Source organism: Lactococcus sp. dk101 (assembly GCF_009601055.1).
Classification (GTDB): Bacteria; Bacillota; Bacilli; order Lactobacillales; family Streptococcaceae; genus Lactococcus.
The window spans coordinates 20,892-36,899 of the sequence record NZ_WITI01000008.1; the positions used below are offsets into that span (position 1 = coordinate 20,892).

Here is a 16,008-nt window from a genome sequence, read left to right on the forward strand (position 1 = left end):
GTTAAATATGACCAATGAAATAAAAATTAAAATAAATGACTTTGAAGGACCGCTGGATTTGCTCTTGCACTTGGTCAGCCAATACGAACTTGATGTTTTTCAAGTCCCTCTTGTTCCTGTCATCGAACAATACTTGGCTTATATTAAGGCTTCGCAAAACTTAGAACTTGAGATTGCAGGAGAATATATGGTCATGGCGAGTCAGCTGATGCTGATAAAATCAAGACGCTTGCTGCCAGCGGTGACGGATCATTTTGAAGAAGACACCGCTCAACTTGAATATGACATTTTGGCACAAATTGATGAGTACCGCAAATACAAACTTTTATCAGAGGATCTGGCTGAATTACATCAAGAAAGAAGTCACTTTTATTCCAAAAGTAAAACAGAATTGATGACCGAAGACATGACCTTGCTCAAAGACAAAACCAGTGTCGATTTGTTCTTGGCATTCAATAAGATTTTGGAAATGCACAAGCAAAAAGTTCAAGATGAAAATACGACCATTGAGGCCGAAAAATATACAGTTGCGGATAAGATTTTGGAATTAAGCAAGAAGTTTAAGCGCCGTAAAAGTTACCGCTTTTCACAACTTTTTAAGGCTTCAGCCCCAAAAACAGAGCTTTTAACCACTTTTTTAGCACTCTTAGAATTGATTAAAAATCAACAACTGGATTTCACTCAAGAAAGTCTATTTGGGGAGATTATTTTAGAAAGAAGAGGCAAGCAGATTGAATAAAACGGCAACGTGTGAACTTTTATTGTTTGTTTCAGGAGAGGCAGGCCTTTCTCTAGCCGAGCTGTCAGCACTGACAGAGCTTCCTAAAGCGGCTTGTCAGCAGCAAATTGATTACTTGAGAGAAAAATATCATGCTGATGTGGAGTCTGCTTTTACCATTATCGAAACGGCTGGGAAATTCAGAATGACCAGCAAAGAAAGCTTTGCAGAGCTTTTGAAAAATTATGCAAAAACCCCACTCAATCAATCCTTATCAAAATCAGCCATGGAAGTCTTGTCAATTATTGCTTATAAGCAACCGATGACCCGACTTGAAATTGATCTTTTACGTGGCGTGAATTCGTCAGGTGTGATTACGACCCTTCGGGCATTTGATTTGATTGAAAAAGTTGGCGAAGTTGAGGCACCGGGGCGTCCAAGTCTTTATGCGACCACGGACTTTTTCTTGGATTATATTGGCATCAATAGCCTGGATGAACTTCCAGAAATCAATGAAGCAGACTTTGCTGCAGAACAACAAAATTTGTTCAATGATACTGAACTTTTTGACCAACACATAGAAAACTTAGAGGATTAAAATGACCCGAATTAACAAATACATTGCGCACGCGGGTGTTGCAAGTCGGAGAAAAGCGGAAGAATTGATTTTGGCTGGACGGGTAACCGTGAACGGACAAACCATGAAAGAACTTGGCTACCAAGTGGAGTCAGGAGATTTGGTGGAAGTCAATGGACTTGCCATTTATAACGAAGAACCTGTTTATTATCTTTTGAACAAACCAAGAGGTTATATCTCTTCTGTCAGCGATGACAAAGGCCGAAAAACTGTGCTTGAATTATTGCCAAACGTGAAAGAACGGATTTATCCAGTCGGACGTTTGGACTGGGATACGTCAGGGCTTTTGATTTTGACAAATGACGGTGATTTTACCAATTTGATGACTCACCCTCGCCACGGGATTGAAAAAGTCTATGTGGCAAAGGTTGAAGGACAAGCCAATAAAGTCAATCTGCGTCCTTTGACATTGGGCATGACCATTGACGGCAAAAAAGTAAGCCCAGCCCGTTATGAAATCATCCGCCATGAACAAGAAAAAAATCATACCATTGTTAGCTTGACCATTCACCAAGGACAAAATCACCAGGTCAAAAATATGTTTGCGGCGTGTGGACTTCCCGTCCAAAAATTGAGCCGTGTCCAATATGGAACATTGGCGCTTGACGGTTTGCCAACTGGCCAATACCGCCGTTTGAACAAAAAAGAAGTTTCACAACTGGTCAATCAAGCCAATCAAAAAGGTGAAAACAAAGAATAATGCTGCTTGTCAGCACTGACAAAAACCGTTTCAGAAGAGGAGCGGTTTTTCTTTGTTTGATTTTTGAAAAAAATTATTATTGCGTGTTGAATCCATAAAAAAATATACTTACTATCTTAACTTACACGTATTTTATTTATGCCACCCAAAGAATATAAGAGTATAATTGGAATTATCAAAAAATTCAATTTTTTGATACTGCTGTGGCATTCTATTTTATAATTAAAATTTAGAAAAGGAAATATTGATTTATGGAACTTCAAAAAATGGCAAAAACATTCAAATTTTTGCGTGAGCAACGTGGATTGTCGCTCTCAGATTTCAATGTAGTTGGCATATCCAGACAAAATATCGCAACTTTTGAATCAGCAAAAAGTATGATAAAAATTGATACACTAGAAAGTGCATTACAATTTATGGGAATTCATTTGGACTCTTTTCTTACACTTGTGGATAATAAGGCAATTTTTCGTCGCTATGGTAAGGTATTTCATGATTTTCGTGAGCAACGAGAGTTCCTATTAACTGATTTTCAAAATATTGGATTAAGTGAATTAGGTCTATCTTTATTTGAAGAAGGAAAAATTATGCTTAATTTTGATGTAATCGATGCAGGACTTCAAATGATGCATGTTCCTTTATCGGAATATAGTTATGCTTTAAATTTTGGAACAGAAGAAAATTTTGTCGTGATTTATCATGACTTAAATCAAGCCTACTTTAAAGCTGATTGGGATAAAATTAAGTCCATATACGAGGAAGCCAAACATCATAAAGACTATCAGATGGTTGCCTATTCAGCAAAAGCGTGCCTAGAGCCATTAAATGAATTTGAAATTACCGAAGTAAGCACATATTTCTTTGGGTTAGAAGATTGGACGTCAAGCGAACTAAAGGCATTTATATTAATTTGTAAGAATCTAGAAACTGATACCATCCGATTGATTATAAAAGATTTTATTCGCAATAAAATTCTATATGACTATCGTATTGGTTATCACAATCTGATAATTCGAGCTGCGTTGACAGTAAGTTTTATCCTAATCAATAGAGAAGAGTATGAATTTGCACGCCTTATTTTGAAAAATTGTCAGACCTTATTCATGGATCGGGACGAATATGCTAGGATATCCTTTAATTTTGTGACAGGATATTTTTACTTTAAACACGAAGATAAAGAACATGGACTTGAAGAAATGAAACAGGCCATTAAGCTTTTTAAACAACTTGGTGATGTTCAGACTTACAATAGATTTCGCAGTCTTTATCAGCAATATGTCAAATAAATAATTAGTCGTCAAAAATTTTTGACGATTTTCTTATTCTCAAAAAACGGGGTGTATAATAAACTCATAAAGATAAATGAGCTGAACGAGAAATCGTAAAGCGAGGAGAGGAAGATATAGTAGAGGTACACTCCAATGGAATTTTTAATATAGATAATCAGATGTGATTATCATAGGTGTCGCAAAATCAAAACTATTTTAATAAGGAAAGCGTGAATTTTATGATGAACGAAAAATTTGTAATAATCTCCGATGAAAAACTCTCAGAAATTAAAGGTGGTTGGTACTATAATGGGTGTGCAGGTGCTACTAATGATACAGAATATACCAGTCCCAGTCATGGAGGGTATGACTTAGGAAATTTTTTCATCGATGCATTTAGAGGTTGGTGTGCTGGATTTTCAAAAGCAGATCGTGTAACAAATGGTTATTAATACGGAAGAATGGAGGATATTATCATGAAAAATGATATTAGTGAAATTACAAAGAAATTTAATAAAATTTCTGATGAAGAGCTTTGTACTATACTTGGAGGAGAAAGCGGAGTCTACAAATTTTTTGAATTCTGTGGTTATACTGCGGGACTGTTCGCTTATGGTTTCAGCCAAAGTTATGGTAATAACGAACCCAACTATGATTTTGATCAATAATCATCAGAAAGTAAAAAGGTTATCAAGAATAGTAAAATGACGTTGACACATAAAATAATCGAGAATATACAATCGATAATAATTAACATTCCAATTATTTTAGGGCTGATTACACTTAACTTTATTCCTCAAAAGATTATCTATTTTTTCCAACCTCACAATGGAGATCTTTCTTTTATACAAATGGTGATTGTAACGGGAGTAACTTTGTTGGATATCGTCTTTTTCGTTTATTGGACGAAGAAAAAAGGTTTTAGTAAGTGGGAATGGCGATTAATTTGGCAAAATAGATTAAAAATAGTTTTCGCTTTTGGAACTATATTTATTGGGCAACTCATTTTGACTGCTGTTAGGGTTGTAAGTCATGCTTCGGTACTTTCCTCTAATCAAAGTAGCATTCGTTCGTGGAATATACCTACTTTTCTCATTTTGTTATTGGTTTGCATTGCGGGACCCATAATGGAAGAAACTATCTTTCGTATAGGATTTTTTGAGCTTCTGTTTCAGAACAATAAAAGATTATCTTGGATATGTTCGACAGTTTTCTTTGCTGCTTGGCATATGCAATATCAGATTACTTGTTGGATACAGTGGCTACCTTATCTTTTGATGGGAGCAGTCTTTAGTTCATTGTATTATAGAACTGGAAAGGTTGAAATAAGTGTAGTGGCACACTGTATTTGGAACATTTTCGTAACTATTATTTAGAAGATGTGAAGTATGAGAGTCGCTTCATCCAAAGTGACAGTTGTAAAAACTAAAAAATACTAATTTAATAAAAATGAGTAGACAAAGAAAGCTGATAAAAATGAGCAAAAAAAGAATTTGGACGTTATTTGCAGCTATTGCAAATACAGTCACTACACTAATACTGATAGGGATTTTTTCCATTTCCTTTAATCAAGATGCTGTAAATGGCTTTAATGCTGGAGCACAAGGAAGCGCACGACTTTCAATCGGTACAGCATCAATGATTGGAATACTAATTATGAGTATTGCCATTTTGGGATGTATCCTGACATGGATTTCTTTCGCAAAACCAAATCTCAAAATATTAAATACTTTCCTCCTTATTTATGGTATCCTTTCAATCTTTCCTGGAATGTTTTTTACACTTTTCTTAAGTATTATTTCAGGTCTCTTGATGATAGTAGCTTCTAGAATAAATGATAAAGTTACAAATGTTGCTTAAACTATAAAACTTCATTATGTTGTTGCTAGATATACTGCAGGATACGTGTTGGTTGGACTGATTTTCTAAATGGACTAATGTCAGGATACATGTCTGGATTTTTCGACTTTCAACAGGAAGAAATCCGATATATTCGGCCTTGTCCAACATATGCTTAAGTCTTAAAAAATAAATTCAGACAATTAGTCTGAGTTTATTTAAGAGGAGGATATCATGGATAAAATAAAACATTTCGCTCTGTTAGGAAATATCTTCAATACTATCCTGATTTGCATAATGTGTTTGATCTTTAAGCTTAATAACGGCAATATTCTATTTTCTCGTAGTTATAAACTATAACAAAAAGGTTTAAATTAACAAACTCTGTTACTAGAAATTGCAATTTTTTGCAATTTCTACAACAGCCTATAAGATTTGTAGGTTGTTGCAGAAATCAAGTTTCTTTAGGAAGTGGGTTTGATATGCCAAAATTTAAGAAACAATATTATACACCTCAAGTTGACCAACGTGATTGTGGAGTCGCAGCACTTGCAATGATTTTAAAAGTCTATGGTTCTGAACAATCACTGGCTGCTTTACGTGTTAGAGCAAAGACCGATATGGAAGGAACCTCAGCATTTGGCATTGTTCGGGCTGCAGATGAACTTGGTTTTTCTACCCAAGCCTTACGTGCAGATATGACTTTATTTGAGATGAGTGATATATCTTATCCTTTTATTGTCAACGTTATTAAAGAACAAAAATATGCCCATTATTACGTGGTATTCGGACACAAAGGCAATGAAATTCAGATTGCTGACCCAGATCCAACTGTCAAGATATGCAAAATATCTAAAGAACGATTTGCTAAAGAATGGACTGGCGTAAGCTTGTTTATTGCACCAAAGCCAGAATATAAACCCCTAAAAGAAAAAGCAAGTTCCTTGGCTTCATTCATCCCTGTCCTTATCCGCCAAAAGAAATTAATTATAAACATCGTAGTTGCAGCTTTACTCGTGACTTTGATTAACATCGTTGGTTCCTACTACCTTCAGAATATCATTGATGATTATATTCCAAATGCCTTAATGAATACGCTTGGGATTATCTCTGTAGGGCTTCTCGTGACTTATATAATTCAGCAAGTTCTATCCTTTGCTCAGACTTTTTTACTCAACGTTTTGGGGCAACGTTTAGCAATTGATGTGATTTTATCATATATTCGTCATATCTTTGAATTACCGATGTCCTTTTTTGCAACACGACGAACAGGAGAAATTACGAGTCGTTTCTCTGACGCTAATTCTATTTTGGATGCACTTGCTTCAACGATGATGTCGCTCTTCTTAGATGTATCTATTGCCTTACTTACAGGCACAGTACTTGGACTCCAAAATTTAAATCTCTTTTTACTAGTTCTCGCTTCAATACCGATTTATGCCGTGATTGTCTTTCTTTTCATTCCCTTGTTTGAAAAGAAAAATCAAGAAACAATGCAAGCAAATGCTATTTTAAGTTCATCTATTATTGAAGATATTAATGGAATTGAAACAATAAAGGCACTTGGAAGCGAAGCGGCACGTTATCAGAAGATTGATCGCGAGTTTGTCTTTTATCTCAAAACTTCATTTGAACGTCAAAAATATGAAGCCTTGCAAGCTTCTTTCAAAACTGGAACTCAGCTTATGTTGTCAGTTTTTATTCTTTGGTTTGGTGCGACACTTGTTATGAGTCAAAAATTGACATTAGGGCAACTGATTACATTCAACGCCTTATTAACCTATTTTACTAATCCTTTGGCCAATATTATCAATCTTCAAACGAAACTTCAATCGGCAAAAGTTGCCAACAATCGGCTCAATGAAGTTTATTTAGTCGAGAGCGAGTTTGATAATACAAAAGCACAGATACTCATTCCAAATCATGAAATTCATCTGAATAATGTTTATTATAGATATGGCTTTGGTCGAGATACTCTCTCAAATATTAACCTCAGCATCAAAGAAAATGAAAAATTAACGTTGGTTGGAATGTCTGGATCAGGTAAAAGTACACTTGTTAAATTACTGGTCAATTTCTTTGAGCCAACGAAAGGAAATATCACATTCGGTGGAATTGATATTCAAAATATGGACAAACATCAGCTCCGTAAAGTCATTAATTACCTTCCACAACAGCCATATATTTTTACAGGTACAGTTCTTGAAAATCTAACACTGGGATGTGAAGTAGAGGTAACGCAGGAAGCGATTATGAAAGCAGTTGAATGTGCTGATATTCGCTTAGATATTGAGCGGCTACCTATGGGCTATCAAACAGAGCTTTCAAGTGATGCGACGACTTTATCAGGCGGTCAAAAACAACGAATTGCGTTGGCTCGTGCTCTGCTGTCTCCAGCTAAAGTCTTGATTTTTGATGAAGCGACAAGTAATCTTGATGTCATCACTGAAAAGAAAATTTTAAACAATATTTTTGCACTAGATAAAACGATTATATTTATTGCACATCGTTTATCTATTGCAGCACAGAGTGACAGAGTGGTGGTAATTGAACAAGGAAAAATCATTGAGAGTGGAAGTCATGAAGAACTAGTCGCTCAAAATGGTTTCTATGCCAAATTGTACCAAAGTTAGGAGTTATCAATGTTTGATAAAAAATTATTAGAAAGTGCTGAACTCTATTCACGACGCTACAAAAACTTTGCAACGATGGTTATATTTCCAGTTCTTGCCTTGATGATTGGATTGCTCATATTTTCCGTTTTTGCAAAAAAAGAGGTACTCGTTACGAGTCAAGGTGACATTGAGCCTAGTGCGATTGTTGCACAAATTCAATCTACCAGTAATAGTCAGATTGTGGTTAACAATTTACAAGAAGGGAAAAATATTTCAAAAAATGACTTACTTATCAAATACAATAGCATTGCAGATACGACAACACTTGATGCAATAATTGCACAGGAGAAGCAATTTGAAGCACAAAAAATTCAACTCTTAATTTTAAAGCAAAGTGTATTAAACGGAAACGATGAATTTCAAAAGGATGATGGTTTTGGATATGAATCGGAGTATAAGGCATATCAAGCACAAGAACAGTCAGTAACAGCTAATGTCAATAAGTCTAATCAAGCCGTAACGGATCAGAATAATACAGTTGCAGACGAGCAAAGCACAATCAGTGCACAAATTGTAACTTTGAACACCCAAATCTCACAGTATCAAATTCTTGAAAATGCAGTCAATACTTCCGGAAGCGGTAAGGTTGAAAGCGAAAATCCATTCAAAGCGCAGTTAGACAGTTTCAATAGTCAAATAAAAACAATAACGGGTACAGATACAGCCTCAACTTCACAGAAGCAGGCACTACAAAGTCAATTTTTAGCGAGTATTCAAAGTAGTATTAACAGTTTACAAGAACAAATTCAATCTTTGAACGTTCAAAATTCAAGTTTGAATAATAGCAATGCGATAGATACTAGCTTGGGAAGTCAACTGTCAGAGCTTAAATCGCAAGAACTTCAGAACATTGATAAAAATATGACAGATTTAACATCAAATTTAGCTAATATAAATGCAAAAATTGGTTTACAGAAACAGGAAAATCAACAAGGAGAAATATTATCCAATAATAGTGGGATACTCCATGTACTACCTAATATAATTGGCTTAAAGACTATTCCAAATGGGACACCACTTGCACAGATTTATCCGACATTATCTATAAAGACACCAGTAAAGATTACAGCATATATTCCTAGTTCCCAACTTTCAGGTATCAAATTAGGACAGACCGCAAGGTTCACTGTGATTCAAACACTGCCCAAACCTGAAATTATGGAGGGGAAAATTACACATATTGACAGTGCACCGACAGATCAAAATAATCTAAATTTCTATAAAGTTGAAGCAACGACAACACTAAATAAATCAGACCTTCTAAATATAAGATATGGTATTCAAGGTAAGGTTGGAATAATCATAGGAGATAAAACATTTTTTAACGATTATTTAGACAAATTAAGCGGTAAAGAATAAATACTAGAAAAAGAAATCTAATAATATTTTAAAGTCGAACTGTTTAAGTTTGAAATAAGAAGCTTGTCATTCGTAAGACTTTATGTTATAATACTCTTATCTTCAGGGCACCGTGAAATTCGGGACCGGCGGTAAATCAGGCTGATTTAGATAGTTAGACCTGACAACTCCGCGATTCGCAAGAGCGATTGAGCTAGTGAAAATCTAGCAGCGACAGTGAAATCTGACCAGCGATTAAGCAGGAAAGATTTAATCGATAAATAAGGTTATGAAAATGACAGTTTTTTATCGGTTTTACAGTCTGGATGGAAGAAGATGGACAATTTTTTGTGTTACGTACTTTTTAGGACGTCTTTTCACGAACAAAAAATGCTTATCAACTTCCTCGAAATATGAAGAATTACTTTTTCTATTTGGAGGCTTTTTTTATGTCTAACTCAATGTTACAGACGCGCAAATTGACAACCATTGCCATTTTGTCCGCAATCTCAACGGTGCTTGCACTGCCATTCTTACAATTTTCAATCTTGGGAATTCCATTCTTGAAAGTTGATTTGACCATCTTACCAATTTTATTGGGCTTATTTATGATGGGCATGGGCGCAGGGCTGACCATCTTAATCATTCGTACGATTTTATGGTTTCTCTTATTCAATGACGGAGTCAATACGGTCGTTGGTTTACCAATGAACTTTGTTGCCATTATCGTCTTTGCAGGCTTGATTTATCTCTTTGTTCGTAAAGAATTCACGATTGGCAAGTACATTTTAGGGGCAATCGTTGCCACGCTTGGAATGACTGTTGCCATGACTTTCTTAAATCTGGTCTATGCCATTCCAGTTTATGAAACATTTGCACATTATCCTGCATCTGCTTTAAGTTTATCTGCATATGTACTGCCTGTTGTTATCCCATTCAATTTGCTTGAAGGTGTGATTTTCGCAGTAGCCTTTGCTGTTCTTTATTGGGCACTTCGCAGTTCTAAAGCTGTCAAATTTATCAACGCTTAATCATAAAGACCATTCGTGAAATGGTCTTTTTTATTTTCATTTTTATTATATTTTAAATCCTCTGACGATTGTGTTATAATATTGTTGACTATACTATAATTGTATATACAATAACACGCCGTCCGCTCACTTTACATGTATAACGGCTTAATCAGAGGATTTTTATGAAAATTTTTAAAGAACTTTGGTGGTTTTTTAAAGAAGAGAAAAAAGGCTATGGAATTGGTCTTTTTGCACTTTTTATGGTGTCTTTAACGCACCTAATTCCACCTCTAATCATCGGTAAAGTCATTGACCATCTAGTCAAACATAATTTGACTTTGTCAGTGATGACAGTTTATATGGTGGTGCTATTAGTCACCGCCCTTTTTGAGTACGCATTTCGCTACATTTGGTCAACTAACATTTGGGGCGAAGCCTTTCGCCTTGAAAAAATCATGCGTGCTAAACTCTTTCATCATTTCTTAAAAATGGACACCCTCTTTTATCAAAAAAATCGAACGGGTGATTTGATGGCACACGCCACAAATGATTTGAATGCCATTCAAGAAGTGGCAGGGCTAGGTGTTTTGACTTGGGCAGATTCTCTTATGACTGGCGGGACGACCATTGTTGCCATGTTGCTTTTCATTGATTGGAAATTGACCATTATTGCCGTCCTTCCATTACCTCTACTCGCCATTGTCTCAAAAACCCTTGGAGATCATATCCATGAAAGTTTTGAGCATGCGCAAGAGACCTTTTCTGAGATGAACGATAAGGTTCAAGAGTCAATCACGGGCATGAAAGCCATCAAGTCATTTGGCGAAGAAGAACAGGATAAGGCAGATTTGCAGGTCAAGCTTGATCAAATTGATGCCGCTTTTGTAAGAGTCAATCGAATTGATTCACTTTATGATCCTCTCATCACTTTCATCGTTGGTCTCTCTTATACCTTGACCATTTTACTTGGCGGTTATTATGTTGTTCACCATGTCTTGAGTCTAGGACAACTGGTTTCATTTATGGCCTACATCAGTAATCTGGTTTGGCCAATGTTTGCCATTGGTATGTTGTTTAATGTGATGGAACGTGGGCGTGCCTCTTATGCCCGTGTTGACAAATTGCTCCATCAAAAAGCCTATTCTAAAGTTTCTGAAGGTGGATTAGATTTGCCTGAACAAGGAAGACTTGATTTTGAAGTGAAAAATTTTTCTTATCCAGATGAAGAAAAAGTCATGATTAAAGACATCGAATTCGCACTTGAACCAGGACATTTGCTTGGCCTTGTAGGTCGGACGGGTTCGGGAAAATCTTCAATTATTAAATTACTCATGCGCGAATTTGATCACTTTGAAGGAACAATTTCTTATGCTGGACATTCGATTGTCGATTATCAGTTAGATGAATATTTAACGTCGATTGGTTATGTGCCTCAGGAACACTTCCTATTTTCAATGACCGTGAAAGACAATATCCGATTTGGTAAAGCGGACGCGACACAGGAAGAAGTTGAAAAAGCAGCACAAATCGCAGGCATTCATGACGATATTTTAGCATTTCCAAAAGGCTATGAAACGGTCGTTGGCGAACGCGGCGTGTCATTGTCTGGAGGACAGAAACAACGCTTATCCATTGCACGCGCACTGTTGGTCAATCCCAAACTCTTGATTTTGGATGATGCCTTATCAGCGGTCGATGCCAAAACTGAAAACAAGATTTTGAATAACCTCAAAGAGCGGCGCAATGCGTCAAGCACCATTATTGTCAGTCATCGCTTAAGCTCAGTCATGGAAGCAGACGAGATTTTAGTGCTTGAAGCCGGCCGTGTCAGTGAGCGAGGCAAACATCATCAGCTTGTCAGCACTGACGGTTGGTACGCCAAAATGTGGCAAATGCAACAAATCGAAAGCCATTTATCAGAAAAGGCGGGAAAGGAGGATGAAAATGGAAAATAATGAAAACATGGACGAAAAAATGACCTGGAAAGAAAACTGGTCGGTTTTCAAATTCATTTTTAAGTTCCTCTTGCCCTTTAAACGTTATTTTATTTTGGCTTTTGTCTTTAGTATCATAACAACAGCCCTAGCATCCATCATGCCATTTGTTATTTCCACCTTTATGGACGCTTATTTGCAAACGGAAAAAGCCACAGATCAGATTATTTGGTATTTTGCCATCTTGTATTTTGTCCTCAATTTGATCAATTCCATCGCATTTTTCTTCAAATGGAATGAATTGCAAAATGGATCAATTTTTGTCAATCAGGCCATTCGTAAAACCGTATATGCAAAATTGCATACCTTAGGCATGCGTTATTTTGATCAAAAGCCAACGGGCTGGCTAATTACGCGAATGACCAACGATACGGATTTATTTCCATTCTGGCAAATGTTGTTTAACGCCTTGATGAGCGTGATTTCAATTATCATTGCTTTCATTGCACTTTTTGTTATTGATGCACAAATTGCATTGGTCATGCTGATTTTCTTGCCCCTTTTGCTATTTGCAGTGATCATTTATCAAAAGGCAAGTACCAAAGTATATCAACTCATGCTGAAAAAACGCTCAGAGCTGAATACCAAGCTTAACGAGTACATCTCAGGTATGCGGATTATTCAACAATTTCGTCAGGAAAAAAGACTGGAGGCCAATTTTAATCAAACCAACGAAGAATATTATGGTTATCGTAAACGCGTCATTCAAATCAATGGACTTTTGCTTAGTCCATTGGTAAATTTCCTGATGGGCCTGTCAATCATTATCGTACTTCTGATGTTTTCAAACCGCAGTATGCACACGGTCGTGGCATCTGGATTGATTTATGCCTTCATTTCCAACGTACAAATCTATTTCCAGCCGATTTCAAATCTCATGGATTCCCTCTCCAGTTTCTCAAACGGCATGGTTTCCGCCAGCCGAATTAAAACTATCATGGAAGAGACCGAATATGCACCTATCAGCGCTGACAACAATACCCATCTCATTCAACAAGGAAAAATTGAATTTCGTCATGTCAATTTTAGCTATGACGGAGAACATCAAGTCTTGAAAGACATTTCTTTCATTGTCAATCCTGGCGAAACGGTTGCTTTTGTTGGTCATACGGGCTCTGGTAAGTCAAGTATTATCAACGTCTTTATGCGATTTTACGAATTTGAAGAAGGCCAAGTTTTGATTGATGATGTGGACATCAGAGCTTATAGCAAAGAAGAACTTCGCAAAAAAATAGGTCTGGTCTTGCAGGATAGTTTCATGTTTGTAGCCTCGGTGACTGACAATATCAAGATGATGAGTTCTGTCATTACTGACGAAGCTGCCGTTGAAGCTGCCAAATTTGTCCATGCTGACAGTTTTATCAATGCGCTTGACCAAGGATTTGACACGCAAGTTATCGAGGGGGGCAGTAATTTTTCGGCTGGAGAACGCCAACTCATCAATTTTGCACGAACCATGGTGCGCCAACCTAAAATCCTACTGCTCGACGAAGCGACAGCCAATATCGATACGGAAACCGAAGCACTAATTCAAAAAGGATTAGGTAACATGCGACAAGGTAGAACGACAATGGCCATAGCCCACCGGCTGTCAACCATCAAAGACGCCAATCAAATCTTAGTCCTAGAAGCAGGACAAATCATTGAACGTGGCACACACGACCAACTCCTTGCCCAAAACGGCTATTACGCCGAAATGTATTTGCTCCAAAGTTTACAAAGTGAGGTGTAAAAAACTAATAATTTTATTAGTTTTTTTATTTTTTTCTAATTTTGCCTTAATAATTGACCTTATCATAATGGAAGCGATTAACACAAAAATATGTAATCGTTATCTTAAATTGGCGGTAAAAATATCAAATAGATTTTTTGAAAAAGCCCATGAAAACTGATAGAATAGGAAGATAACAAGAATACAATTTGTTTATTAATAATTTAAAAGAGGTATAAAATGGCTGAGAAAAAATTCGGAGCCGATTTGATTGTTGATAGTCTTATCAACCATGATGTAAAATATGTTTTCGGTATTCCCGGAGCTAAGATTGACCGTGTTTTTGACCGTCTCGAAAATGGCGAAAACACTCCAGAACTCATCATTACACGACACGAACAAGGCGCAGCCTTCATGGCACAAGCAGTTGGACGTTTGACTGGTAAACCAGGTGTAGCACTTGTTACAAGTGGTCCTGGAGTTTCAAACCTTGCGACTGGTCTTTTGACAGCAACAGCTGAAGGAGATGCCGTACTCGCTATCGGTGGACAAGTTAAACGTAGCGACTTGCTCAAACGTTCACACCAATCAATGAACAATGCCGCATTGTTTGCTCCAATTACTAAATACTCAGCAGAAGTTCAAGCACCAGAAACCCTTTCTGAAACACTTGCAAATGCTTGGCGTTTAGCAAAATCAGGAAAACACGGCGCAAGCTTCCTCTCAATTCCTCAAGACGTTACAGATGCAGAAGTAGATGTAAAAGCAATTAAACCAATGTCAGAACCAAAAATGGGGAATGCCTCAATCGATGACATTAACTATTTGGCACAAGCCATTAAAAATGCAGTTTTGCCAGTTATCTTAGTTGGTGCTGGTGGATCTGATGCAAAAGTTGCAGCTTCACTCCGTCAACTTTTGACTCACGTTGCTATTCCAGTCGTTGAAACATTCCAAGGTGCAGGTGTTATTTCACGTGATTTGGAACACACTTTCTTTGGACGTGTCGGACTTTTCCGTAACCAACCAGGAGATATGTTGTTGAAACGTTCAGATTTGATTATTGCGATTGGTTATGACCCAATCGAATATGAAGCACGTAACTGGAACGCTGAGATTGATAGCCGTGTTGTTGTTATCGACAACGCCATTGCTGAAATCGATACTTTCTATCAACCAGAACGTGAACTTATCGGAAATATCGCTCAAACACTTGACAACTTGCTTCCAGCCATTCGTGGTTACCAACTGCCAAATGGTTCAGTAGATTATTTACGCGATATCCACGCTATCATGAACAACCGCGACCAAGAAATCGTCCATGTTGACGGTCGCTTGCACCCACTCGAATTGGTTGACGCATTCCAATCTATCGTTAAAGACGATGAAACAGTTACAGTTGACGTTGGTTCACTTTATATCTGGATGGCACGTTACTTCAAATCATACGAACCACGTCACTTGCTCTTCTCAAACGGAATGCAAACGCTCGGTGTTGCACTTCCATGGGCAATCACATCAGCATTGCTCCGTCCAGGAAAACGTGTTTACTCTCACTCTGGTGATGGCGGAATGCTCTTTACTGGACAAGAACTTGAAACAGCTGTTCGTTTGAACCTTCCAATCGTACATATCGTATGGAACGACGGACATTTCGACATGGTTAAATTCCAAGAAGAAAAGAAATACGGTCGTTCAGCAGGTGTGGACTTCGGTGCAGTTGACTACGTCAAATATGCTGAAGCAATGGGAGCAAAAGGCTACCGTGCAACAAGCGTAGATGAATTCCTTGAAATCATCAACAATATCCCAGAAACATCTGGCCCAGTCGTAATTGATGTACCAATCGACTACTCAGACAATATCAAATTGGCAGACACTATGTTGCCAGAAGAATTTTATTGATATTAAATAAAACAAAAGAAAAAGCACTTCGTTTGTAGTGCTTTTTCTTTTGAAAAATGGGATTGGTCTTGCTATTGTGAAAAGAATTATTGATTTACATGGTGGAAAAATCACAGTAGAGAGCAACAGTCAACAGACAATATTTGAAATCAGTCTAAGTCAAGACTAGTCATTCTGCTATTGACTTGGCTAAACAAAGCTCAAGATACA

15 protein-coding genes are annotated in these 16,008 nt (G+C 37.0%); all 15 read left to right on the forward strand.

Annotated features, from left to right (window positions below; translation table 11 throughout):
• Positions 1–7 precede the first annotated feature (7 nt).
• The 15 genes from GHI45_RS07145 (at position 8) to GHI45_RS11570 (ending at position 15,967) form a co-directional block, all read left to right on the forward strand.
• Positions 8–739, forward strand: a complete 732-nt coding sequence (locus GHI45_RS07145) for a segregation/condensation protein A (protein WP_147780179.1) — start codon at positions 8–10, stop codon at positions 737–739.
• Positions 732–1,316, forward strand: a complete 585-nt coding sequence (gene scpB, locus GHI45_RS07150; protein ID WP_147780178.1) for an SMC-Scp complex subunit ScpB — start codon at positions 732–734, stop codon at positions 1,314–1,316. Before GHI45_RS07145 ends, scpB begins: the two co-directional genes overlap by 8 nt.
• Position 1,317: 1 nt before the next feature.
• Complete coding sequence (locus tag GHI45_RS07155) at positions 1,318–2,055, forward strand: pseudouridine synthase (protein ID WP_147780177.1); 738 nt, start codon at positions 1,318–1,320, stop codon at positions 2,053–2,055.
• 251 nt (positions 2,056–2,306) lie between these two features.
• Positions 2,307–3,341, forward strand: a complete 1,035-nt coding sequence (locus GHI45_RS07160) for an Rgg/GadR/MutR family transcriptional regulator (RefSeq protein WP_147780176.1) — start codon at positions 2,307–2,309, stop codon at positions 3,339–3,341.
• A 221-nt stretch (positions 3,342–3,562) separates the two neighbouring features.
• On the forward strand, positions 3,563–3,775 hold the full coding sequence (locus tag GHI45_RS07165) for a hypothetical protein (protein WP_147780175.1): 213 nt from the start codon (positions 3,563–3,565) through the stop codon (positions 3,773–3,775).
• A 24-nt stretch (positions 3,776–3,799) separates the two neighbouring features.
• Positions 3,800–3,991: a hypothetical protein gene (locus GHI45_RS07170; RefSeq protein ID WP_147780174.1), complete on the forward strand. Its 192-nt coding sequence runs from the start codon at positions 3,800–3,802 to the stop codon at positions 3,989–3,991.
• A 36-nt stretch (positions 3,992–4,027) separates the two neighbouring features.
• Entirely contained in the window at positions 4,028–4,699 is a 672-nt protein-coding gene (locus GHI45_RS07175; protein ID WP_147780173.1) for a CPBP family intramembrane glutamic endopeptidase, read from the forward strand.
• Between the two features lie 100 nt (positions 4,700–4,799).
• Positions 4,800–5,183, forward strand: coding sequence for a hypothetical protein (locus GHI45_RS07180; protein ID WP_147780172.1), 384 nt, complete (start codon positions 4,800–4,802; stop codon positions 5,181–5,183).
• A 461-nt stretch (positions 5,184–5,644) separates the two neighbouring features.
• On the forward strand, positions 5,645–7,795 hold the full coding sequence (locus GHI45_RS07185; RefSeq protein WP_147780171.1) for a peptide cleavage/export ABC transporter: 2,151 nt from the start codon (positions 5,645–5,647) through the stop codon (positions 7,793–7,795).
• 9 nt (positions 7,796–7,804) lie between these two features.
• Positions 7,805–9,196, forward strand: a complete 1,392-nt coding sequence (locus GHI45_RS07190) for a bacteriocin secretion accessory protein (RefSeq protein ID WP_147780170.1) — start codon at positions 7,805–7,807, stop codon at positions 9,194–9,196.
• A gap of 428 nt (positions 9,197–9,624) precedes the next feature.
• A complete protein-coding gene (locus GHI45_RS07195; RefSeq protein WP_147780169.1) occupies positions 9,625–10,206 on the forward strand; it encodes an ECF transporter S component in 582 nt (193 codons plus the stop codon).
• Between the two features lie 164 nt (positions 10,207–10,370).
• Entirely contained in the window at positions 10,371–12,143 is a 1,773-nt protein-coding gene (locus GHI45_RS07200) for an ABC transporter ATP-binding protein (RefSeq protein ID WP_147780168.1), read from the forward strand.
• Positions 12,127–13,914 (forward strand): ABC transporter ATP-binding protein, encoded by a 1,788-nt coding sequence (locus GHI45_RS07205; RefSeq protein ID WP_370450757.1) that lies wholly within the window; start codon positions 12,127–12,129, stop codon positions 13,912–13,914. Before GHI45_RS07200 ends, GHI45_RS07205 begins: the two co-directional genes overlap by 17 nt.
• Positions 13,915–14,133: 219 nt before the next feature.
• A complete protein-coding gene (gene alsS / locus GHI45_RS07210) occupies positions 14,134–15,798 on the forward strand; it encodes an acetolactate synthase AlsS (RefSeq protein ID WP_147780167.1) in 1,665 nt (554 codons plus the stop codon).
• 37 nt (positions 15,799–15,835) lie between these two features.
• Positions 15,836–15,967, forward strand: a complete 132-nt coding sequence (locus tag GHI45_RS11570; RefSeq protein WP_147780166.1) for an ATP-binding protein — start codon at positions 15,836–15,838, stop codon at positions 15,965–15,967.
• Positions 15,968–16,008 lie beyond the last annotated feature (41 nt).

Excerpts from the sequence above, each read along its gene's own strand:
- GHI45_RS07145 (WP_147780179.1), top strand. The coding sequence starts at position 8 with ATGACCAATGAAATAAAAATTAAAATAAATGACTTTGAAGGACCGCTG.
- GHI45_RS07155 (WP_147780177.1), top strand. The coding sequence starts at position 1,318 with ATGACCCGAATTAACAAATACATTGCGCACGCGGGTGTTGCAAGTCGG.
- GHI45_RS07160 (WP_147780176.1), top strand. The coding sequence starts at position 2,307 with ATGGAACTTCAAAAAATGGCAAAAACATTCAAATTTTTGCGTGAGCAA.
- GHI45_RS07165 (WP_147780175.1), top strand. The coding sequence starts at position 3,563 with ATGATGAACGAAAAATTTGTAATAATCTCCGATGAAAAACTCTCAGAA.
- GHI45_RS07170 (WP_147780174.1), top strand. The coding sequence starts at position 3,800 with ATGAAAAATGATATTAGTGAAATTACAAAGAAATTTAATAAAATTTCT.
- GHI45_RS07175 (WP_147780173.1), top strand. The coding sequence starts at position 4,028 with ATGACGTTGACACATAAAATAATCGAGAATATACAATCGATAATAATT.
- GHI45_RS07180 (WP_147780172.1), top strand. The coding sequence starts at position 4,800 with ATGAGCAAAAAAAGAATTTGGACGTTATTTGCAGCTATTGCAAATACA.
- GHI45_RS07185 (WP_147780171.1), top strand. The coding sequence starts at position 5,645 with ATGCCAAAATTTAAGAAACAATATTATACACCTCAAGTTGACCAACGT.
- GHI45_RS07190 (WP_147780170.1), top strand. The coding sequence starts at position 7,805 with ATGTTTGATAAAAAATTATTAGAAAGTGCTGAACTCTATTCACGACGC.
- GHI45_RS07195 (WP_147780169.1), top strand. The coding sequence starts at position 9,625 with ATGTCTAACTCAATGTTACAGACGCGCAAATTGACAACCATTGCCATT.
- GHI45_RS07200 (WP_147780168.1), top strand. The coding sequence starts at position 10,371 with ATGAAAATTTTTAAAGAACTTTGGTGGTTTTTTAAAGAAGAGAAAAAA.
- GHI45_RS07205 (WP_370450757.1), top strand. The coding sequence starts at position 12,127 with ATGAAAATGGAAAATAATGAAAACATGGACGAAAAAATGACCTGGAAA.
- alsS (WP_147780167.1), top strand. The coding sequence starts at position 14,134 with ATGGCTGAGAAAAAATTCGGAGCCGATTTGATTGTTGATAGTCTTATC.